Raw genomic sequence first — 19276 nt, forward strand, 5'->3', positions numbered from 1 at the left:
CCTGGGATCACTTCCCCTGGCTCCACCGTGGTCGCTCCGGCGCGCGTGACTGACCCAGGATGCGGTGGAACCGGCTTCGCCGGGCCACCCGCATCGCCCCCTGGGGGGTGACGCCGAAGGCGGCGCGGGGGGTTACTCGCTCCCCCACGGCAGCATCAGCGTCACCGCGAGCAATTGTGCGAACTCGGGTTCGAAGGCGTCAATGATCTGCTGGGGGTCGGGGCAGAGGGCGCTGTCTGAAATCACGCCGAACTGCACGCCGCCGCCGTAGCTCAGGATCGACACGCCCAGGCCCACGCTGCCGGTCTGCGGCACCCAGAACATGGTCTGCTCCAGCGTTGCGCCGCAAAACTTCAGCTTGGTTGCCGGCCCCGGCACGTTGGTCATCACCGCCGTCGTCTTGCGGCCGAACAGGCTCAACATCGCGTCTTGCGCGGGCTTGATCAGCAGGCCCGCCACCGACAGCAGCCCAAACGTCAGCAGCGGTTGCAGGCTGCCCTTGAGGTTGTTCATGCGCGAGCGCACCGTGTACACGCGCTCAATGGGGTTGGGCATGCCGATCGGCAGCACGAGCGGAATCAGGCCGAAGCGGTTGCCCAGTTTCCAGGCGTCTTCCATGGGGCGCAGGTTGATCGGCACCATGGCCCGGATTTCCTGTCCTGCCGGGTCATCACCTTGCTTTCGCAGATAGGCGCCGATGGCGCCGGCCACGCAACCCAGCAACACATCGTTGACCGAGCAGTTCAGGGCCTTGCCAATGGCCTTGACTTCGTCGAGCGGAATCGGCTGACACCAGGCCACGCGCTTGCTCCCCTGGGGCTGACCCTTGAGCCGGGTCGGCGAATCGTCGGGCATGAGCGCGAGCGCGGCGAGGTCGCTCGCGAGCTGGCCGCCCATGCGGGCGAGTTCCACGGCCTGGCCCAGCGAGTCGCTGAGTCCCTGTTGTGGCGAGGCCAGCAAGGCGAACGACTTGGCCGCGCCCCCGCCAGCGGCTTCCAGCGCCCGGGCGGTCAGGTCGCCGAACGGGCGGATCAGGGTGTCGGCCACCCAGTCTTCTGCAGCGTCGATGCCGCTTTTGGACTCTTTGGCTTTGCGCTTCGGTGGCAAGGCCCCGCCGTCGACCAGACTCATCATCACGCTGATGAGCGCAATGCCGTCTGCGATGCAGTGGTGGATGCGGGCCACCAGCGCCGAGCCGCCGTCGTAGCGCTCAATCAGCTCAAAGCGCCACAGCGGGTGTTGTGCGTCCAGCGGATCCATCGCCAGCGTACCGACGCGCGCCTGCAGGGCCTCCTGCTCGCTTTGTCCGCGCTCTCGGACCAGCGTGTGCCGAACCACGTGCCGATCGATCGAAAAATCGCCATCGTCGATCCAGTGCGCACCGGCCGCGTCCTGCCGCGCGATCTGCACGAAGCGGCGGTAGGGCAGCAGGCGCTCACTCACTCGCTCGGTCAGTGCTTTCAGGGTGATGCCCGGGCGCAGGATCCAGACGCCCACGATCATCATCAGGTTGGTGGCCGAGTCCATGCGCAGCCAGGCGGTGTCCACCTTGCTCATGCGCTCGCCTTCCAGCCCCAGCGTGGTTGCCAGGGACTTGGCCGCGGTCGCGGGCGGGCGGGCTGTTGCTGCTGGCGGGCGCGTCGCCCGAGGAATGCGCTGAACCATGAAGTCTCCTGCTGCGCCGCGTCATGGCGCGGCTGTTGTGGTTGGGTGTTGACGTCTATTCTGCCGACGGATCCAAACGTAAGATACCGGGCCAGCCCTTAGCCCGGCCCTCTGCCGGCACCCCACTTGCCTTCCACAGGAGCCCCCAACATGTCCGATCTGCAGTCCCGTTTCGATGCCGCCGTGGCCAATTCCAAGAATCTCAGCGAGCGCCCGGACAACGCCACGCTGCTGAAGATCTACGGTCTCTACAAGCAGGCCACCAGCGGCGACAACGCTGAGAAGAAACCCGGCTTCGGGGACATGGTCGGCCGTGCCAAGTGGGACGCGTGGAATGGGTTGAAGGGCACGGCGCAAGACGACGCCCAGCAGCAGTACGTCGACCTCATCGAGTCGCTGAGCTGAGCCGCTTCACTTCTTTCGTGAGCCGGAGGCCGCCTTGGTCGCCGGCTTTTTCTTCTTCTCGGCCAGCAGTTCGTCGAGGTTCTTGACGATCTCGCTTTCGATGCGGTCCTTGAACGCACCCAGCAGGAAGCCGAGCTGGGCGTCGAGTTCGAAGTGTTCGGCCGACACCCTGAGCGTGCCCTTCACGCCCGAGCGCGTGAACTGCACTTCGTCGCAATCGTCGCCTTCTTCATAGGCGCAAGCCATGTCGAACTCGGCCTCGGCCTGCTCGGCCCATTTCCAGGCCACCTTGCGTGCGCCGGTCAGACCCAGTTGGTGGGAGCGCTGAATGTGGATGTCTGCCATCGGGTGTCCTGTTCAGTGGATGAAGTCGGGGCCGGCGCCAGGTGCCAGCGCCTGCAAGGCTGCCCGCCGGTCCTTGGCGCTCAGGTTGGCCAGCGCGCGCACCGCATCATAGAACCGGATCAGGTCCCGGCCCTCGCGCGCGAAGAGGGCCTCGAAGGCCGGCACCCATTGGTCATAGGCGGCCTGCGCGCCAAAGGTGGCGTTGCTGGCTTGCGCCACCCAGGCGTCGTAGCCTTTGTAGCCGCCCCAGCCCTGTTTCAGAGCTTCGTAGCGCTGGCGGAAATCGTTCATGGTCTCGGCTTTGGCCTGCCGCTTGCTCTCTTCGTCCAGCGCTGCATCGTCGTAGACCGCCTGCAACCGCTGCCGCGTGGTCAGCGCATGGGCCCTGAAGGCCTGTCGGCGGCCGTCGAACTCGGTGTAGGTCCGGCGCGCCGTTTCGTCGGCCTGGGCCAGCCAGCGGGCCCCGCCGATGCGTTCGACCGCAGTGGCAAACGATTCGTTGAACACCGTGTCACCCGGGGCATAGACGACCTGGTGCGCCAGCTCGTGGAACAGCAGTCGGGCCAGCTCGCCTTCGGGGTAGCCGATGAAGGTGTTGAGCAGCGGGTCCCCGCCGGCCCAGTTCATCCAGCCCAGGGTCGAATACGCCGGCACCGGATACACCGACACGTCCATGTCTGTCGGGAGTGTCGCGGCGAAAGCCTTGGCTTCGGTTTCGTCGAAGTAGCCGCGGTAGCCCACACATCCCGCCACTGGAAAACACCAGTTGTGCAGCTTGAGCGACAGTTCCGGCGCGGCCACCACGTTGTACACGGCGGCGCGGCGTTGGAGGTCGGCGTAGTGCTGGTAGCTCGCGTTGTCCGGCAAGCCCAGCTCGGTGACGGCGAAGCGGCGCATGCGTTGCGCCAGCAACAGCCGTTGCTGCAGGGCGGGCGGCGTGGCCGGGTCGGCCAACCAATCTTTCACCGGGCGGGCGGCATTCATCATCTTCAGGTGACCAGCGACCGACTGCCAGTAGTAGCCGGGACCGGCGTCCGTGGACGCGCAGCCGCCGACGAGATTGGCAACAAGAAGCAGCGCCAGCAAGCGCCGTGTTTGCGCTCTGGGTGCCCTCTGAACGGCCGGCGCAGCGGCGCCGTCGAAAAACACCCCCCTCAGCCAAAGACGGGCACCCCCCCAGCACACGCCGAAGATCCGGCTTTGCCGGTCCAAGGGCGTGGTCCCCCTGGGGGGAAGCCGCGAAGCGGCGCAGGGGGGAGTCATGTCCTCTCCACCTCGACCAGACAGTCGTAGAACACCGGGCCCCGGCCCATGTCGGTCAGCCGCTGGCTGGTGAGCTGGTTGACGTTGGTGCCGTCCAGCCCCAGCTTGCGCCACCAGATGCCCAGGCCGTTGACCACGCCGGGCCGAGCGCGCGCCGACACCTTGGCTTTGCAGCGGTACTCGCCCCGGCTGTTGAAGATGCGCACCACGTCGCCGCTGTGGATGCCACGCACCTCGGCGTCCGTGGCGTGTATTTCCAGCAGCGGCTCGCCCTCGATGTCGCGAAGGCTTGTCACGTTGACGAAGCTGGAGTTGAGGAAGTTGCGCGCGGGCGGCGAGATCATGGCCAGTGGGTGGCGCGGGTCGCTGCCCGCCGTCTCGAAGTTGGGCAGGTGGTCGGGCAGGCCGTCCTGACCCTGCGCATCGAGCGCGGCGCTGAAGAATTCGCAGCGGCCCGAGGCCGTGGCGAAGCCGCCTTGCGCGAAGGGCGCTTCAGGCAGCGGCAAGGTGGCGAAGCCGTGCTCCAGCAGCTGGTCGAAACTCACCGCCGAGCCAAACGCCGTGCGGCACAGGGTCTCATCGTCGTCGGCGAAACACGGTTCATCGAAACCCATGCGTGCGGCCAGCGCGCGGAAGATGTCGGTGTTGCTGCGCGACTGCCCCACTGGTGCGATGGCCGGGCGGTTGAGCAGCACGTCGGTGTGACCGTAACTGGTGTGGATGTCCCAGTGCTCCAGCTGCGTGGTGGCAGGCAGGATGTAGTCGGCGTAATCGGCGGTGTCGGTCTGGAAGTGTTCGAGCACCACGGTGAACAGGTCTTCGCGCTCAAAGCCCTTCACCACCCGGCCCGACTCGGGTGCCACCGCCACCGGGTTGCTGTTGTAGACGATGAGCGCCTCGATCTTTGGCCCGAACCCGGGCGAGGCCTCGCGCAGCAGGTCGTCGCCGATGGTGCTCATGTTGACCGTGCGCGGCGTGCGCCCGGCCAGCAGGTCGGGCCGGTGCAGCGCGGCTCGGTCCACGGGGAAGTGCCCCGAGGCCGAGAGCAAAAAGCCTCCCGCCCGGTGCCGCCACGCGCCCACCAACGCCGGCAGGCAGGCCACGGCCCGCACCGCGTTGCCGCCGCCGCGCACGCGCTGCATGCCGTAGTTCAGGCGGATGGCGGCGGGCTTCGTTGTGCCGTAGGCGCGCGCGAGGTCGACGATCTGCTGCACCGGCACGCCGCACACCTCGGCGGCCCGCTCGGGCGGCCATTGCAGGGCGCGCTCGCGCAGGGCGTCCCAACCCAGTGTGTGCTGCGCGATGTAGTCGTGGTCCAGCCAGTCGTTGGCGATGAGTTCGTGCATCAGTGCCAGCGCCAGCACTGCGTCGGTGCCGGGGCGCAGGGCGATGTGTTCGTGGCATTTGTCGGCGGTTTCGCTGCGGCGCGGGTCGATGCACACCAGCCGCGCGCCGTCGCGCTTGGCCTGTTGCGCGAGACGCCAGAAGTGCAGGTTGCTCGCGATGGAGTTGCTGCCCCAGATGACGATCAGCTTCGCCTCGGCGAAGAACTCGACTTTCATGCCCAGCTTGCCGCCCAGTGTCTGCACCAGGGCCTCGCCGCCCGCGGCCGCGCAGATGGTGCGGTCCAGGTGCGCGGCGCCGAGGCGGTGGAAGAAGCGCGCCGCCATGCCCTCGCCCTGCACCAGGCCCATGGTGCCGGCGTAGCTGTAGGGCTGGATGGCCTGCGGGTCGCGGGCAGCAATGTCTTTGAGGCGGCGGGCGATGTCACTGAGCGCTGTGTCCCAGTCCACGGGCTCGAACTGGCCGCTGCCTTTGGGTCCGACGCGCCTGAGCGGGTGGAGGATGCGCTCTGGGTGGTAGGTCCGTTCGGTGTAGCGCGAGACCTTGGTGCACAGCGCACCGTCGGTGTGCCTGTGGGCCGGGTTGCCGGCCACGCGCACCGCCTTGGTGTCGATCACGGTGGTGACCAATGAGCAGGTGTCGGGGCAGTCGTGAGGACAGGCGCCGCGCACCGTGCGTTCTTGCATGACTTGGGACATTTGGTACCGCCGAAAGTGTGGGCAGGGTGAAGGGGCTGTAGTACGCTCAAGGCTTGTGGTTACAGCTGCTCACAGATGAGGTGCGGGCAGCGGGCCGAACGCATCAAAAAAGCATATCAGGAGAATCTGTATGCAACGTCGTCGGGTGATTGCGAGTGTGGGTTCGTTGGTGGGTGGGTCTGTTCTCGGCGGGTGGAGCGCTGTGGCGCGTGCCCAAAGCGCTGGAGGGAGCGATGCCCGCATCGTGCTAGGCCAATCCGCGCCGTTCACTGGCCCGTCGACACAACTGGGCCTGCAGTTTCATATGGGCGCCCAGCTTCACTTTGAGCAGGTCAATGCCAAGGGCGGCGTCAACGGTCGGCGCATCGAGCTCCAACGCCTCGACGATGGCTACGAGCCCGAGCGCTGCGTGGCCAACACCAAACAATTCATCGCGGACGGTGTGTTCGCCTTGTTCGGTTATGTCGGAACGGCCACCAGCCTGGCGGCCCTGCCGCTGGCCACCGAAGCCAAGACGCCGTTCTTCGCGCCGTTCACTGGCGCCCAGGCGCTGCGCGAGCCCTTCAACCGCTATGCGATTCACGTTCGGGCCTCCTACTTTGACGAAACAGCGGCCATCGTGCGCCAGATCACCTCCACGGGCATCAAGAAGGTGGCAGTGTTCTACCAGAACGACGCTTACGGCAAGGCCGGTCTGGAAGGCGTTCAGCACGCGCTCAAGGCACTGAACCTGGAAACCGCCTCGTTGGGCTCGGTGGAGCGCAACACCACCGATGTGGCACAGGCGCTGAAAGACATCCTGGCGGCCAAGCCCGAGGCGATTGTCCAGGTCGGTTCCTACAAGGCTTGCGCCACCTTCATCCGGCTGGCGCGCCAGCAGGGCTTTGGCGGCAACTTCTACAACGTGTCTTTCGTCGGTACACAGGCTTTGATGGACGAGCTGGGCGCGATGGCCAAGGGGGTGGCGGTGAGCCAGGTCATGCCCTTCCCCTATTCCCCGGCCACGCAGCTGTCGGGCGAGTACCTTGCGGAGCTCAAAGACAAACGCGGCCTGGCGCCCAACTACTCGGGCATCGAGGGCTATGTGGCGGCGAAGGTGTTTGTCGAGGCGCTCAAACGGGCCGGTCGGGGTGTCACGCGGGAATCCTTCATTGATGCCATCCACGGCATGCAGGCGGTCAACCTGGGTGGGTTCCCTGTGGATTTCGGTCCGCAGAAGCACACGGGATCGCGCTTCGTGGAGCTCACCTTGTTGACCGAGGACGGCCGCATCCGGCGCTGAGGCCCTGGCCCGACGGGCCAAAAGGGTTGTCGCTGGCTGCCACTCAGGGGCGCGGGTCTTGGTTACCATGGGCCCTTGACACAAGGCGCCCTGCCACGGGCACCCGGAGGCCCCTATGCAACTCATCGATTCCATCCTCACCCAGGCGGCCGGCATCGCGGCTCTGCGCCGCGACATCCACGCCCACCCCGAGCTCTGTTTTGAAGAGGTGCGCACCGCCGACGTGGTGGTACAAAAGCTCACCGAATGGGGCATTCCGGTGCGCCGGGGCATGGGCACCACCGGTGTGGTGGGCATCGTGCACGGCCGCGACGGTGGATCCTGCGGGCGAGCCATCGGCCTGCGCGCCGACATGGACGCCCTGCCCATGCAAGAGCACAACGACTTCGCCCACAAGAGCCAGCACGCCGGCAAGATGCACGCCTGCGGCCACGACGGCCACACGGCGATGCTGCTGGCCGCGGCACAACACTTCGCGAAACACCGGAACTTCGACGGCACGGTCTACCTGATCTTCCAGCCGGCCGAAGAGGGCGGCGGCGGCGCGCGAGAGATGATCAAGGATGGTCTGTTCGAGCAGTTCCCGGTCGAGGCGGTTTTCGGCATGCACAACTGGCCGGGCCTGGCGGTGGGCAGCTTCGCCGCCAGCGCGGGGCCCGTGATGGCGTCGAGCAACGAGTTTCACATCGTCATCCGTGGCAAGGGTTCGCACGCCGCACTGCCGCACAACGGCATCGACCCGGTGCCCGTGGCCTGCCAGATGGTGATGGCCTTCCAGACCGTCATCACGCGCAACAAGAAGCCGGTGGACGCCGGCGTGATCTCGGTCACCATGATCCACACCGGCGAGGCGACCAACGTGGTTCCCGACAGCTGCGAGATCCAGGGTACGGTGCGCACCTTCACCTACGAGGTGCTCGACATGATCGAGCGCCGCATGCAGGAGATCGCCGAACACACCAGCGCGGCCTTCGGCGCCACCTGCGAATTTCGGTTCAAACGCAACTACCCACCCACGATCAACCACGCCGCCGAAACCGCGTTCGCGCGCGAGGTCATGGCCGAGATCGTCGGGTCCGAGCGCGTGCTGGAGCAGGAGCCCACCATGGGTGCCGAAGACTTTGCCTACATGCTGCAGGCCCGCCCGGGCTGTTATGCCTTCATCGCCAATGGCGACGGCGCGCACCGCGAGATGGGGCACGGCGGTGGCCCCTGCATGTTGCACAACCCGAGCTACGACTTCAATGACGACCTGATCCCACTGGGCGCGACCTACTGGGTGCGGCTGGCCGAAAAGTGGCTCGCACGGGCACGCGAGGGGCAAGCGGCATGATCAATCCACAGCTGGCTTTTGCCCACTCGTATGCACGCGCCCGCGTTCAGTTTCTCGAAGGTGCCGCGACCGCTGGCATGGCGATCCAGAGCCACGTGCACCCGCTCACCGGGCGCGAGGGTGAAACCCTGGCCATGGACACGGCGCTGGACGGTTCGACCGATGCCGGGTGCCTGCTGATCGTCAGCAGCGCCTGTCACGGTGTGGAGGGGTTTTGTGGCTCGGGGGTGCAGGTGTTTGCTGCGCACGACGCTGAATGGCGCGCGCACGCCAAGGCCGCTGATGTGGCGGTGCTCTACATCCACGCGCTCAACCCGCACGGCTTTTCCCACCTGCGCCGCGTGACCCACGAGAACGTGGACCTCAACCGCAACTTTCCCGATTTCAGCCGACCGTTGCCGGTCAACCCGGCCTATGACGAGCTGCACAGCGCACTGGTGCCCAAGGAGTGGCCGCCCAACGCGGACACCGAGGCCCGCATCGCCCACTACATCGGCCGGCATGGCCTCGGTCGCTACCAGGCGGCGGTGTCACAGGGCCAACACCACCACCCGGACGGCTTGTTCTATGGCGGCATCGCGCCCACCTGGAGCCATCTGATGTTGCGGCAGGTGTTGCGCCAGCACGCCCGGTCAGCGCGGCACATCGCATGGATCGATTTGCACACCGGCCTCGGCCCGAGCGGTCTGGGCGAGCGCATCTTTGCCGGCCGCGATGACGTGGAAGCGATGCGGCGCGCGCGCGCCTGGTGGGGGGGCGACGGGCAGACCCCGGTGACCTCGATCTACGACGGCACATCCAACTCGGCCAGACTCACAGGGCTCATGTGGAGCGCTGTGTACGAGGAATGCCCGCAGGCCGAGTACACCGGTGTGGCCATGGAGTACGGCACCTTGCCGTTGCTGGATGTGCTCAATGCCTTGCGTGGTGATCACTGGCTGCACCAGCAACCCGACGCCCCCGCCGGGTTGCGCGCGGCGATTCAGCGGCGCATGAAAGATGCGTTTTATGTCGACACCGACGATTGGCGCGCCCAGGTCGTGGTGCAGGCCCGGCAGGCGATGTTTCAGGCCGTGGACGGTCTGCGCCGCCGCAGCAGTGTCAGTGCGTGATCACGCGGATCGGCGCCGGGTGCGATTTGTTCAGCCGTCGAGGTCGGCTCTGGCCGCGGTGAGGTAGAGCTGTTCCATCGCGTCCAGCGGCTCGAAGGCGTTGGCCTGCTCGCGCAGTTGCGTGGCCCGCTCCAGCCCCCGCTCGCCCTCCAGCATCAGCAACCCGTTCGCGAACTCGTGCATCGTCACCGCCGACCTGGGATTGAGCAACAGGGCTTTCTCATACAGCTCCAGCGCCGCGCACTTGCGCGCGCCATGCACCAGGTTGCCGATCAGTTCGCCGACCTTGTCGATGACTTCCGCGTGAAAGCTGGCGAGCGCCAGGTGCGCGTCGGCGTGGTGCGGTGCCAGCTTGATGGTGGTGTCCAGGGCACGCCGTACCGTGCTACCCAATCCTTTGGCCAAAGCCCTCGCCACACTCACACCCTGGCTGTAGCGGCCCAGTGCATAGCCTTGCCAGTACCAGGCGCCGGGGAGGTCTGGCGCAAGGCCTTGCTGTTGTTGGGCGCGTTCCGCGGCGCTCAGCAGGCGCTCAAGCCGGGCCGGCTCGCTCGGTTCGACATACGTGGCGTGGATGCAGGCGGCCTTGTTGGCCAGGGTGAATCCTGAAGGGCCCAGCGCCAGCGCGGCGAGCGAAGCGGCTTCGAACGCCCCGTTGTGGTACAGCACCCACGCGTCCATCAGCGCCGCATCGGTGGGCAACGGTTCGGCGTCGCCGGCGTGCAGGTGGGCCCAATGCCCGACGATGCTGTCGCGGTTGTATTGAAAAACGCCAGCGTACGGGCAAGGTGTCCAAGAAGGCATGGCGCGCGTCCCTGGGTCTTCAGGCCGGCTGCTGGTAGGCACCGGTGAGCTGCAGCAAGTGCTGACGCTGGCCGGCCTCCAGGTAGGGCGCCAGCAGGTTGAGCACATGCTGCGCGCCGCGCAGCAGGGCCTTCTGGGCGTTGTCGGGTTCGAGCGCATGGCGCGGATCGCGCACATACTCGAAGCTCAGCCAGTAGGTGAGCAGCACCACCATGCAGTTGGCCGTGGGTTCGAGTTCGCGGGCATCGAGGTCGATGGCGCCAGCGCGGCTCATGCCCGAGAGCAGGCTGCGGATGGCGCGGGTCTTGTTTTTCAGGACGCCCTGAAAGCGGGTTTCGAGCAGGCGATTTTTCGACAGCAGGTCGTTGAGGTCGCGGTACAGAAAGCGGTATTCCCAGACGATCTCGAACAGCGAGTGCAGGAAGAACCAGGCGTCTTCCACGTTGCGCACGCCGTCGCTCGCCTGCAGCAGATCGCCCAGCGCCTTTTCGTAGCGCTCGAACAGCGAGTTGATCAGCTCGTCTTTGGCCGGGTAGTGGTAGTACAGGTTGCCCGGGCTGATGCCCAGCTCCGCCGAGATCAGGGTGGTGGAGACATTGGGTTCCCCGAACCGGTTGAACAGCTCCAGCGAGACCTCAAGGATGCGCTCGGCGGTGCGGCGGGGGGCTTTTTTCACCATGGCTCAGCTCTCAGGCGGGCTGCGTCTGCAGCCGGTGTTGCAAGGTGTCGAGCGTGGCATGCAGCCGGTCCAGCGCGGCGGGGCGGCGCCGTCGGGGCGGCGCGAGCAGGTGGCGCTGGCGGTCATGGATCACGTCCATGTCCAGCGTCACGCCATGGCGCTGCAGGCGCGGCGCAAGCACCGCAGCGCGCTGGCGCAAGAGCCGCCGTGTCTGCTGGTAGGCGTGTTCGGCCAGTTCGCGGCGCTGGCGGTAGCTGAAGGTGTTGGCGAAGAACAGCTCGGCGTCGGTTTGGTCGGGTTCGATCAGCACGATGTCGGTGTCGGGGTAGGCGCGTTCGTAGTGCTTGAAACCCAGCGCCAGCCGGGAGTGGATCATGGAGCGAAAGGTCTGGCTCATCACCGCTGGCAGGCCGCCCTCGACCAGCGACGGAATGCGGGTCGTGTGGCTGGCGCGCGGGTCGGCGTGAAATGGCACGAGCGGATTCAGGCAGAGCAGCAGGTCAATGCCTTCATCCAGCGCCACCGTGGCGTGCACCGTCTTCTTCAGCGCGCCATCCACGTAATGTTTGCCTTCGATCTCCACCGGCGGGAACAGGCCGGGCAGGGCGGCGCTGGCCTGGATCGCACGCGAGATCGGCACATGGTCCCAGCCCGGTTGGCCAAACGGTGCGGCCTCGCCGGTGTCGAGTTCGGTCGCAACCAGGGTCAGGCGCGCGCGCAGGCGGCGGAAGTCGTTGCTGCGACCGGGTTTGTCGAAGAGGCGCTGAACTTGCAGGTGAATGCCTTCGTTGTCGAGCACGCCCGTGGGCAGCGCAGCACCCATGCGCTCGAAGGCGTTGGTGAGGCTTTTGCCTTGTGCGGCCCAGGCCCAGAGCGCGCCACCCAGCAGGCCCGGGATTCGCTTGGCCCGATCGCCCAGCTCGCTCCACGCGGGCTTCATCAGGCAGGCCGGGTCAAAGTGGTCGTCGTCCTGGCGGTCTTCGATGAAGGCCTCGCAGAGCTGGCGCGGGGTGATGCCGTTGGCCAGGCCCGCCGCAATGAAGCCACCAGCCGACACGCCCACATAGTGATCGCAGCCGTTGAAGTCCAGGCCCTGAAGGGCGTCGGACAACGCACAGAGCGCGCCGATTTCGTAGATGGCGCCGAGCGGACCGCCACCGGCAAAGGCCAGCGCGATGCGCGGCCGGTTGCGGCGGGTGTCCTTCGATCGGGCAGCGGGGGCTTTGCGTGAGGACGTCATGCGATTGAGTGTAGACCGGCCGTGTGGCACGCCATGCTGCGTCGCAGCACAAACACGGGGCGTAAAAAAGGGGCGCCTCGCGCCCCGGTTGCTGCGTGCAAACGGTGTGCACGGTCAGCGGTTTCAGGCCTTCTTGGCCCGGGCAGGGGTTTTGCGGGCGACTGGCTTCGCTTCGACCTTGGCCGGCGCTGCCTTCCGCGTGGGTGCCTTGGGCACGGCGGTGGCCTTGATGCCCTGTTTTTGCACCAGTGCGTTCAGGGCATCGATGCGCTCAATCAGCGCGTCAATGTCGCGCGCCGAGGGCACGCCCAGCTTGTTCAGGGCTTTGGCGACGCGGTCTTCAAAGATGTTCTCCAGCTTGTCCCACTGGCCGGCGGCCTTGGACGAAATCTCGTTGGCCATGCCGCTCATGCGGTTGGTGGCTTCCGAAATGCGCTCTTCGGCCACGGCCTGGGTCTTGCGCTGAATCGACAGGCCTTCCTTGACCAGCGATTCAAACGCCTTGCCGCCTTCTTCCTGCGCCTTGGAAAACGCGCCGAGGCCGGCCAGCCAGATCTGCTGCGCGGAGTCCTTGATGGCGCCGGACAGAGGGGAGCCGGAGGCGGCGGTGCTGGCTTTGGCGGTGCCGGATTTTTGTGTCTTGGTGACCATGGGGAAACTCCGTTGAAGGTTGACGGGGGGTGTGCTCGGCAGAGCGGCAAGCCGTTCTGCAACGGGGTCAATGTACGTGCGCGCCTTGGGGCCTGTGTAGGGTGTCGCAACTAAATCCCGAAGGCTTTTCCACGGGTTTGTGCTGAATCCACGGGGCTCGGGCATGGTGAAGAATGGCGGGCTGTGCCCGAAATCAACGACCTCAGGAGAACCGCCATGCATTACTTCGTCACCGGTGCCACCGGCTTCATCGGCAAACGCCTCGTCAAGAAACTGCTGGAGCGCAAAGGGTCCGTGGTGCACTTTTTGTTGCGCCAGGAAAGCGAGTCCAAAGTGCCCGCCTTGCGCGAGTACTGGGGTGTGAGCGCAGCGCGCGCGGTGCCGGTCTTTGGTGATCTCACGACCAAAAAACTGGGGGTGAGCGCCGAGGCCGTGAAGTCGCTCAAGGGGCAGATCGACCACTTCTATCACCTGGCCGCCGTGTACGACCTGGAGGCCGACGCCGAGAGCCAGATCGCCGTCAACGTGGACGGCACACGCAACACGGTGGAGTTCGCCAAGGCCATTGCCGCAGGGCACTTCCACCACGTGTCCTCGATCGCCGCCGCCGGTCTCTACGAGGGTGTGTTCCGCGAAGACATGTTTGACGAGGCCGAGGGGCTCGATCACCCGTACTTCATGACCAAGCACGAGAGCGAAAAAATCGTGCGCCAGGAGTGCAAGGGCCCATGGACGGTGTACCGGCCCGCGGCCGTGGTCGGCGACAGCCGCACCGGCGAGATGGACAAGATCGACGGGCCTTACTACTTCTTCAAGCTGATCCAGCGCATGCGCCAGATCCTGCCGCCATGGATGCCCAGCGTCGGCCTGGAAGGCGGGCGCATCAACATCGTGCCGGTGGATTTTGTGGTGGATTCTCTCGATCACATCAGCCATCAGAAGCGCGCCAGCGGCAAATGCTTCCACCTCGTGGACCCCATGGGCTACCGCGTGGGCGATGTGCTGGACATCCTGAGCAAGGCCGCACACGCGCCCAAGATGAACCTGTTCATCAATGCTGCGCTGATGGGCTTCATTCCCAAGAGCGTGAAGAAAGGGCTGATGGCGCTGGCGCCGGTGCGCCGCGTCTACCGCGCGGTGATGCAAGACCTCGGCTTGCCCGAGGACATGATGACCTTCGTCAACTACCCCACGCGCTTCGACTGCCGTGAGACGCAGGCCGCGCTCAAGGGCAGCGGCATCGCGTGTCCCGATTTCAAGGACTACGCCTGGCGCCTGTGGGACTACTGGGAGCGCCACCTCGACCCCGACCTGCACATCGACCGCAGCCTCAAGGGCACCGTGGCCGGCAAGGTGGTGCTGGTCACGGGCGGCAGCTCGGGCATCGGCCTGGCGGCGGCGCACAAGTTCGCCGAGGCGGGCGCGCTCACGATCATCTGCGGGCGCGACCAGGACAAGCTGGATGAGGCCTGCAAGGAAGCCAAAGACAAGGGCTACCAGTTCATCGCCTACCCGGCCGACATCGCCGACATGGCCGACGCCGACCGCTTCGTGCAACTGCTGGTCGCCAACCACGGCGGCGTGGACTTTTTGATCAACAACGCGGGCCGCTCGATCCGCCGCGCCATCGAAGGCAGCTACGACCGCTTCCACGATTACGAACGCACCATGCAGCTCAACTATTTCGGCTGCCTGCGCGTGACCATGGGCCTGTTGCCCGGTATGGTGGCGAAGAAGAAGGGCCATGTGGTCAACATCAGCTCCATCGGTGTGTTGACCAACGCGCCGCGCTTCAGCGCCTACGTGGCCAGCAAGGCCGCGTTGGACGCCTGGACCCGTTGCGCCTCCAGCGAGTTTGCCGACCAAGGCATCAGCTTCACCACCATCAACATGCCGCTGGTGCGAACACCCATGATCGCGCCCACGCAGATCTACAAGAACGTGCCCACGCTGGCGCCGGAAGAGGCGGCCGACATGATCGCGCAGGCCTGCATCTTCAAGCCGGTGCGCATCGCCACGCGCCTGGGGGTGACGGGGCAGGTGCTGCACGCGTTCGTGCCGCGCATCGCGCAGATCGTGATGAACACGAGCTTCCGCATGTTCCCGGATTCGTCGGCTGCGAAGGGCGAAAAGGGCGCGAAACCTCAGCTGTCGCCGGAGGCGGTGGCCATGCAACAGATGATGCGCGGCATTCACTTCTGAGTGTCTTTGGCCACGGACCGGCGGAGCCGGGTCCGCGGTGTTCTGAATGGCGGATCTGCGGTGCGGCGCGACCTACAATTTGGCGGCCCTCTCTTTTCACATGCCCATCCGCCATGACCAGCCCTGACCATACCCCCATCGACCTCTCTCACATCCAGCCCCGCGAAAAAGCCGAGATCCTGGCCCAGGCCTTGCCCTACATCCGCAAGTACCACGGCAAGACCATGGTCATCAAGTACGGCGGCAACGCCATGACCGACCCGGCCCTGCAGCAGGACTTTGCCGAAGACGTGGTGCTGCTGAAGCTGGTGGGCATCAACCCGGTGGTGGTGCACGGCGGTGGCCCGCAGATCGAGACGCTGTTGCAGCGCCTGGGCAAGAAGGGTCAGTTCATCCAGGGCATGCGCGTGACCGACGCCGAAACCATGGAGGTGGTCGAGTGGGTGCTGGGCGGTGAGGTGCAGCAGGACATCGTGGGCTTGATCAACGCCGCCGGCGGCAAGGCCGTGGGCCTGACCGGACGCGACGGCGCGATGATCCGCGCGCAGAAGCTGCGCCTGGCAGATCAGAAAGACCCGGGTCTGGAACACGATGTGGGCCAGGTGGGCGACATCGTCAGCATCGATCCCAGCGTGGTCCAGGCACTGCAGGACGACCAGTTCATTCCCGTGGTCAGCCCCATCGGCTTTGGCGAGAAGAACGAGAGCTACAACATCAACGCCGACGTGGTGGCCGCCAAGCTGGCGACTGTGCTGCAGGCCGAGAAATTGCTGATGCTCACCAACATCCGTGGTGTGCTGGACAAGGATGGCAAGCTGATGACCGAGTTGACACCGCGTCGCATCGACGAACTCGTGGAGGACGGCACGATCAGTGGCGGCATGATCCCCAAGATCGCGGGCGCGCTGGACGCCGCCAAAAGCGGCGTGAACGCGGTGCACATCATCGACGGCCGCGTGCCGCACGCTTTGCTGCTGGAGGTGCTGGGGGACCAGCCCTTCGGCACCATGATCAAGTCATGAAGCACCCCCTGCGCCGCCTTCGGCGTCACCCCCCAGGGAGGCGATGCCAGTGGCCCGGCAAAGCCGGTTCCACGGCATCCTGGCCGTTGGTTCGCGCGGCTGAACTGAGTTTTCATTGGCTATGACATGAGACTTTTGCTGGTCGAAGACGATGTGATGGTCGCCAGCGGCATGAAGCTGGGGCTCACCGACGCCGGCTACACCGTGGACTGGGTGGGCAGCGGTGAGCGGGCCGAGCAGGCGCTGGAGCGCGACAGTTTTGATCTGGCGATCGTGGACATCGGGCTTCCCGGGCTCAACGGCCTCGAGCTCACGCAGCGTTTGCGCGGGCGCGGGATCACCATGCCGGTGCTGATCCTGACCGCGCGCGACGCGCTGCACGACCGCGTGCAGGGTCTCGATCTCGGCGCCGACGACTACATGCTTAAACCCTTCGAGCTGCCAGAGCTGCTCGCCCGCCTGCGCGCCTTGCTGCGCCGCTCGCAGGCCGCGACCTCGGCGGTGCTCGGGCTGGGGCCGCTGGAGATGGACACCGCGCTGCGGCGCGCGAGCCTCGCCGGGCAACCGATGGAGCTGGGCCCGCGCGAGTGGACTGTGCTCGAATACCTGCTGCTCCAGGCGCCCAAGCCGGCCGCCAAAGACAAGCTGCTGGCCGCTCTGACGGGTTGGGACAAGGAGATCACGCCCAACGCGATCGAGGTCTATGTCTCGCGCCTGCGGGCCAAGCTCGAACCGGCGGGTGTGGCTCTGCGCTCCATCCGCGGGTTTGGCTACCGCCTGGAACTGATGGCGCCGGCCGACCATGCGCCCCCAGGCTGAACGCGCAGCCTCGGATGGCCTGATCTGGGGCCTGCAGCGCCGCCTGCTGGTCATGCTGTTTCTCCCGCTGGGCATGGTGGGCATGGTCAGCGTGTTTTTCCACTACCAGAGCGCCGGTACCGCGGCCTTGCAGCAGGACCAGCAGCTGTTGCACCTGGTGCCGTTGCTGGCCGATTCGGTGGTGGTGAGCCAGGACGGTTCAGATTCCCGCGCGCTGGGCACAGAGCTGGGACTCGCGCTGCTCCTGGCGCCGCCGGTGGAGGAGTTTCTCAAAGAGCGGGAAGGCTTTGCCGCCTACGGTTTGATGGACGCCAGCGGCCGCTTGTTGCTCGGAGACGCCTGGCTGCCGACGGTGCTGCCTTCGACCGGCGACGCCGAGTTTCTCAGTGTGGTGGAAGGTGGTGTCACCTACCGCGTGGTGGCGCAGCGCAACGACACCGCGGCCGGTGAGTTGATCGTGATGCTGGCCGATGGATCGGATGCCCGGCAGAACTGGCTCGAGACGGTGCTGCTGCGGGTGCTGCTGCCCAACCTGCTGCTCCTGCTGGTGGCGGCTGCGGCCGTGACCTGGGCCGTGGCCCGTGCGCTGCGGCCGCTGATCGATCTGAAGGACGCGGTGGAACACCGTTCGCCTCGCGACCTGAGTCCCATCGACGCAGAGAGTGCGCCCGCCGAAGTGCGACCGCTGGTGGCGTCGCTCAACCGCCTGTTCTCGCTGGTGAACGACCAGACGCAGGCACAGCGGCGTTTTGTCGCCGACGCCGCGCACCAGCTGCGCACACCGCTGGCCGGTCTGCAGGCTCAGGTGGAAGCCTGGGCTCAGGCGGCCCGCTCCATGGGCGCGGGCGACATGCTGAGCCTGCGCGTGGATCAGGTGCAGCGCATGCGGGACGCCACCCGCAGGACCTCGCAGTTGGCCAACCAGTTGCTGGCACTCTCGCGCGCCGACAGCGTGAGCGCCGACGCCCAGCCGATGGAGCAGGTGGACCTTCGTGAACTGTGCGAGAACATCCTGGCGTTGTACCTCGATGCGGCGACCAGCAAGCAGATGGACCTGGGCATCGAGAGTGCACCGGCCCAGACGCGTGGCCATGCCTGGCTGTTGCGCGAGCTGCTGATCAACATCGTCGACAACGCGGTGAAGTACACCCCGCCCGGCGGGCGCATCACCCTGCGTTGCGGGCTGGAAGAAACGCCGGCTGGGTGGCGTGCCTGGATGGAGGTCGAAGACGATGGCCCGGGCATCGCCTGCGACGAGCAAACGCGTGTGCTGCAACGCTTCTACCGCCTGCCCGGTACGCAGACCGAGGGCAACGGCCTGGGCCTGGCCATTGCCGACGAGATCGCTCGCGCGCACCGCACGCAGCTTCAGTTGGCGGTGGGCGCCATGGGGCACGGCCTGCGGGTGCGGGTGGCCTTTGATGCGGTGACACCACCGCTCGCCACTGTCGCGCATGGACCTCAGCGCGGGCGGAGCGCTGACGGGCCTGTGCGAGAATCAAAAGAGGGATGACACACCACGGGCAGGGACTCTCGCCCGACCGACGAAAACCAACGGACCCTTCGCCCATGACCTCCAGCGCCCCTCTGCCCATGGCCGCAGCCGCTTCCGATGCCGCACCCGATGCCGCCGACAGCAGCGAAGGCAACGGGCGCAAACGGCCCAAGCCGGGTGAGCGCAAGGTGCAAATCCTGCAGGCGCTGGCGACCATGCTGGAACAACCCGGCGCCGAGCGCATCACGACGGCCGCGCTGGCCGCCAAACTCGATGTGAGTGAAGCCGCCCTTTACCGCCACTTCGCCAGCAAGGCCCAGATGTTCGAGGGTCTGATCGAATTCATCGAACACACCGTGTTCGGGCTGATCAACCAACTCGGTGACCGCGAACCCGATGCTGTCCTGCGTTCGCGCAAGCTGGTCAGCCTGCTCCTGCAATTTGGCGAGAAGAACCCCGGCATGGCGCGGGTCATGGTGGGCGACGCGCTGGTGTTTGAAAACGAGCGGCTGCAGCAGCGCATGAACCTGTTCTTCGACAAGATCGAATCGGCCCTGCGCCAGAACTTGCGCGAAGCGGCCGTGCTGGTGGGCACCTCCACGCCCACGGTCGATGCACAGGCCGACGCGTCCGTGATCACCGCGTTTTGCGTGGGGCGCTTGCAGCGTTTTGCGCGCAGCGGCTTCAAGCGCTTGCCCAGCGAAAGCCTGGAGCACAGCCTGGCCCTGCTGTTGCCCGAAGGCCGGTTGTAGACGAGGCACCCCCGCCGCGCTTTGCGCGACCCCCTCTAGGGGGCGGCACTGGCCGTCCGGCAAAGCCGGCCCGGCGGTGCCCTGGGCTGACCACCTCGCGTGTTGAGATGGCTCCGCTTCAAGCAAGACAGAGATGACGCTGACGCGTGCGGGTTTACCCGCGCC

Annotated in this window: 17 protein-coding genes; 9 read left to right on the forward strand and 8 right to left on the reverse strand. The window is 66.3% G+C overall.

The window, feature by feature from the left end; translation table 11 throughout:
• Positions 1-132: 132 nt before the first annotated feature.
• Positions 133-1665: a wax ester/triacylglycerol synthase family O-acyltransferase gene (locus tag B0E41_RS10070; protein ID WP_253194759.1), complete on the reverse strand. Its 1533-nt coding sequence runs from the start codon at positions 1663-1665 to the stop codon at positions 133-135.
• 150 nt (positions 1666-1815) lie between these two features.
• On the opposite strand from B0E41_RS10070, the gene B0E41_RS10075 reads away from it, so the two are divergent.
• Positions 1816-2070 carry an acyl-CoA-binding protein gene (locus B0E41_RS10075; RefSeq protein ID WP_077330960.1) on the forward strand — a complete coding sequence of 85 codons (255 nt, stop codon included), beginning with the start codon at positions 1816-1818 and terminating at the stop codon, positions 2068-2070.
• Positions 2071-2076: 6 nt separating this feature from the next.
• Here the strand turns inward: B0E41_RS10075 and B0E41_RS10080 are convergent, their stop codons facing one another.
• From B0E41_RS10080 to B0E41_RS10090, 3 genes are all read right to left on the reverse strand, one after another.
• Complete coding sequence (locus tag B0E41_RS10080) at positions 2077-2415, reverse strand: polyhydroxyalkanoic acid system family protein (protein WP_077330961.1); 339 nt, start codon at positions 2413-2415, stop codon at positions 2077-2079.
• Between the two features lie 12 nt (positions 2416-2427).
• A complete protein-coding gene (locus B0E41_RS10085; protein WP_253194765.1) occupies positions 2428-3498 on the reverse strand; it encodes an aminopeptidase in 1071 nt (356 codons plus the stop codon).
• A 176-nt stretch (positions 3499-3674) separates the two neighbouring features.
• Positions 3675-5708, reverse strand: coding sequence for a molybdopterin oxidoreductase family protein (locus B0E41_RS10090; RefSeq protein WP_077330993.1), 2034 nt, complete (start codon positions 5706-5708; stop codon positions 3675-3677).
• A 142-nt stretch (positions 5709-5850) separates the two neighbouring features.
• Here B0E41_RS10090 and B0E41_RS10095 point away from each other — a divergent pair, with 142 nt between their 5' ends.
• The 3 genes from B0E41_RS10095 to B0E41_RS10105 all read left to right on the forward strand — a co-directional run bounded on the left by B0E41_RS10095 (position 5851) and on the right by B0E41_RS10105 (position 9447).
• Positions 5851-7002: an ABC transporter substrate-binding protein gene (locus tag B0E41_RS10095; protein WP_171984725.1), complete on the forward strand. Its 1152-nt coding sequence runs from the start codon at positions 5851-5853 to the stop codon at positions 7000-7002.
• A 115-nt stretch (positions 7003-7117) separates the two neighbouring features.
• On the forward strand, positions 7118-8335 hold the full coding sequence (locus B0E41_RS10100) for a M20 aminoacylase family protein (protein WP_077330964.1): 1218 nt from the start codon (positions 7118-7120) through the stop codon (positions 8333-8335).
• Positions 8332-9447, forward strand: coding sequence for a M14 family metallopeptidase (locus tag B0E41_RS10105; RefSeq protein WP_077330965.1), 1116 nt, complete (start codon positions 8332-8334; stop codon positions 9445-9447). The genes B0E41_RS10100 and B0E41_RS10105 overlap by 4 nt, the downstream gene beginning before the upstream one ends.
• A 30-nt stretch (positions 9448-9477) precedes the next feature.
• Here B0E41_RS10105 and B0E41_RS10110 read toward each other — a convergent pair whose 3' ends face one another.
• From B0E41_RS10110 to B0E41_RS10125, 4 genes are all read right to left on the reverse strand, one after another.
• Positions 9478-10251: a hypothetical protein gene (locus tag B0E41_RS10110; RefSeq protein ID WP_077330966.1), complete on the reverse strand. Its 774-nt coding sequence runs from the start codon at positions 10249-10251 to the stop codon at positions 9478-9480.
• Between the two features lie 19 nt (positions 10252-10270).
• Positions 10271-10930: a TetR/AcrR family transcriptional regulator gene (locus tag B0E41_RS10115; protein WP_077330967.1), complete on the reverse strand. Its 660-nt coding sequence runs from the start codon at positions 10928-10930 to the stop codon at positions 10271-10273.
• A gap of 10 nt (positions 10931-10940) precedes the next feature.
• Positions 10941-12170 (reverse strand): patatin-like phospholipase family protein, encoded by a 1230-nt coding sequence (locus B0E41_RS10120; RefSeq protein WP_077330968.1) that lies wholly within the window; start codon positions 12168-12170, stop codon positions 10941-10943.
• A gap of 123 nt (positions 12171-12293) precedes the next feature.
• Positions 12294-12821, reverse strand: a complete 528-nt coding sequence (locus B0E41_RS10125; RefSeq protein WP_077330969.1) for a phasin family protein — start codon at positions 12819-12821, stop codon at positions 12294-12296.
• Positions 12822-13037: 216 nt separating this feature from the next.
• Between B0E41_RS10125 and B0E41_RS10130 the strand changes: the two genes are divergently transcribed.
• From B0E41_RS10130 to slmA, 5 genes are all read left to right on the forward strand, one after another.
• Positions 13038-15023: an SDR family oxidoreductase gene (locus B0E41_RS10130; protein ID WP_077330970.1), complete on the forward strand. Its 1986-nt coding sequence runs from the start codon at positions 13038-13040 to the stop codon at positions 15021-15023.
• Between the two features lie 113 nt (positions 15024-15136).
• Positions 15137-16045, forward strand: coding sequence for an acetylglutamate kinase (gene argB, locus B0E41_RS10135; protein WP_077330971.1), 909 nt, complete (start codon positions 15137-15139; stop codon positions 16043-16045).
• A 126-nt stretch (positions 16046-16171) separates the two neighbouring features.
• Positions 16172-16864, forward strand: coding sequence for a response regulator transcription factor (locus tag B0E41_RS10140; protein ID WP_077330972.1), 693 nt, complete (start codon positions 16172-16174; stop codon positions 16862-16864).
• Entirely contained in the window at positions 16848-18377 is a 1530-nt protein-coding gene (locus B0E41_RS10145) for an ATP-binding protein (protein WP_077330973.1), read from the forward strand. Before B0E41_RS10140 ends, B0E41_RS10145 begins: the two co-directional genes overlap by 17 nt.
• A gap of 80 nt (positions 18378-18457) precedes the next feature.
• Entirely contained in the window at positions 18458-19111 is a 654-nt protein-coding gene (gene slmA, locus B0E41_RS10150) for a nucleoid occlusion factor SlmA (RefSeq protein WP_253194766.1), read from the forward strand.
• Positions 19112-19276 lie beyond the last annotated feature (165 nt).

The sequence above is a fragment of the Hydrogenophaga sp. A37 genome (genome assembly GCF_002001205.1).
GTDB lineage: Bacteria > Pseudomonadota > Gammaproteobacteria > Burkholderiales > Burkholderiaceae_C > Hydrogenophaga.

Bases quoted from the DNA above. Each gene is read 5' to 3' on its own strand.
- B0E41_RS10070 (WP_253194759.1), bottom strand. From the start codon at position 1,665: ATGGTTCAGCGCATTCCTCGGGCGACGCGCCCGCCAGCAGCAACAGCC.
- B0E41_RS10075 (WP_077330960.1), top strand. From the start codon at position 1,816: ATGTCCGATCTGCAGTCCCGTTTCGATGCCGCCGTGGCCAATTCCAAG.
- B0E41_RS10080 (WP_077330961.1), bottom strand. From the start codon at position 2,415: ATGGCAGACATCCACATTCAGCGCTCCCACCAACTGGGTCTGACCGGC.
- B0E41_RS10090 (WP_077330993.1), bottom strand. From the start codon at position 5,708: ATGCAAGAACGCACGGTGCGCGGCGCCTGTCCTCACGACTGCCCCGAC.
- B0E41_RS10095 (WP_171984725.1), top strand. From the start codon at position 5,851: ATGCAACGTCGTCGGGTGATTGCGAGTGTGGGTTCGTTGGTGGGTGGG.
- B0E41_RS10100 (WP_077330964.1), top strand. From the start codon at position 7,118: ATGCAACTCATCGATTCCATCCTCACCCAGGCGGCCGGCATCGCGGCT.
- B0E41_RS10105 (WP_077330965.1), top strand. From the start codon at position 8,332: ATGATCAATCCACAGCTGGCTTTTGCCCACTCGTATGCACGCGCCCGC.
- B0E41_RS10110 (WP_077330966.1), bottom strand. From the start codon at position 10,251: ATGCCTTCTTGGACACCTTGCCCGTACGCTGGCGTTTTTCAATACAAC.
- B0E41_RS10115 (WP_077330967.1), bottom strand. From the start codon at position 10,930: ATGGTGAAAAAAGCCCCCCGCCGCACCGCCGAGCGCATCCTTGAGGTC.
- B0E41_RS10120 (WP_077330968.1), bottom strand. From the start codon at position 12,170: ATGACGTCCTCACGCAAAGCCCCCGCTGCCCGATCGAAGGACACCCGC.
- B0E41_RS10125 (WP_077330969.1), bottom strand. From the start codon at position 12,821: ATGGTCACCAAGACACAAAAATCCGGCACCGCCAAAGCCAGCACCGCC.
- B0E41_RS10130 (WP_077330970.1), top strand. From the start codon at position 13,038: ATGCATTACTTCGTCACCGGTGCCACCGGCTTCATCGGCAAACGCCTC.
- argB (WP_077330971.1), top strand. From the start codon at position 15,137: ATGACCAGCCCTGACCATACCCCCATCGACCTCTCTCACATCCAGCCC.
- B0E41_RS10140 (WP_077330972.1), top strand. From the start codon at position 16,172: ATGAGACTTTTGCTGGTCGAAGACGATGTGATGGTCGCCAGCGGCATG.
- B0E41_RS10145 (WP_077330973.1), top strand. From the start codon at position 16,848: ATGCGCCCCCAGGCTGAACGCGCAGCCTCGGATGGCCTGATCTGGGGC.
- slmA (WP_253194766.1), top strand. From the start codon at position 18,458: ATGGCCGCAGCCGCTTCCGATGCCGCACCCGATGCCGCCGACAGCAGC.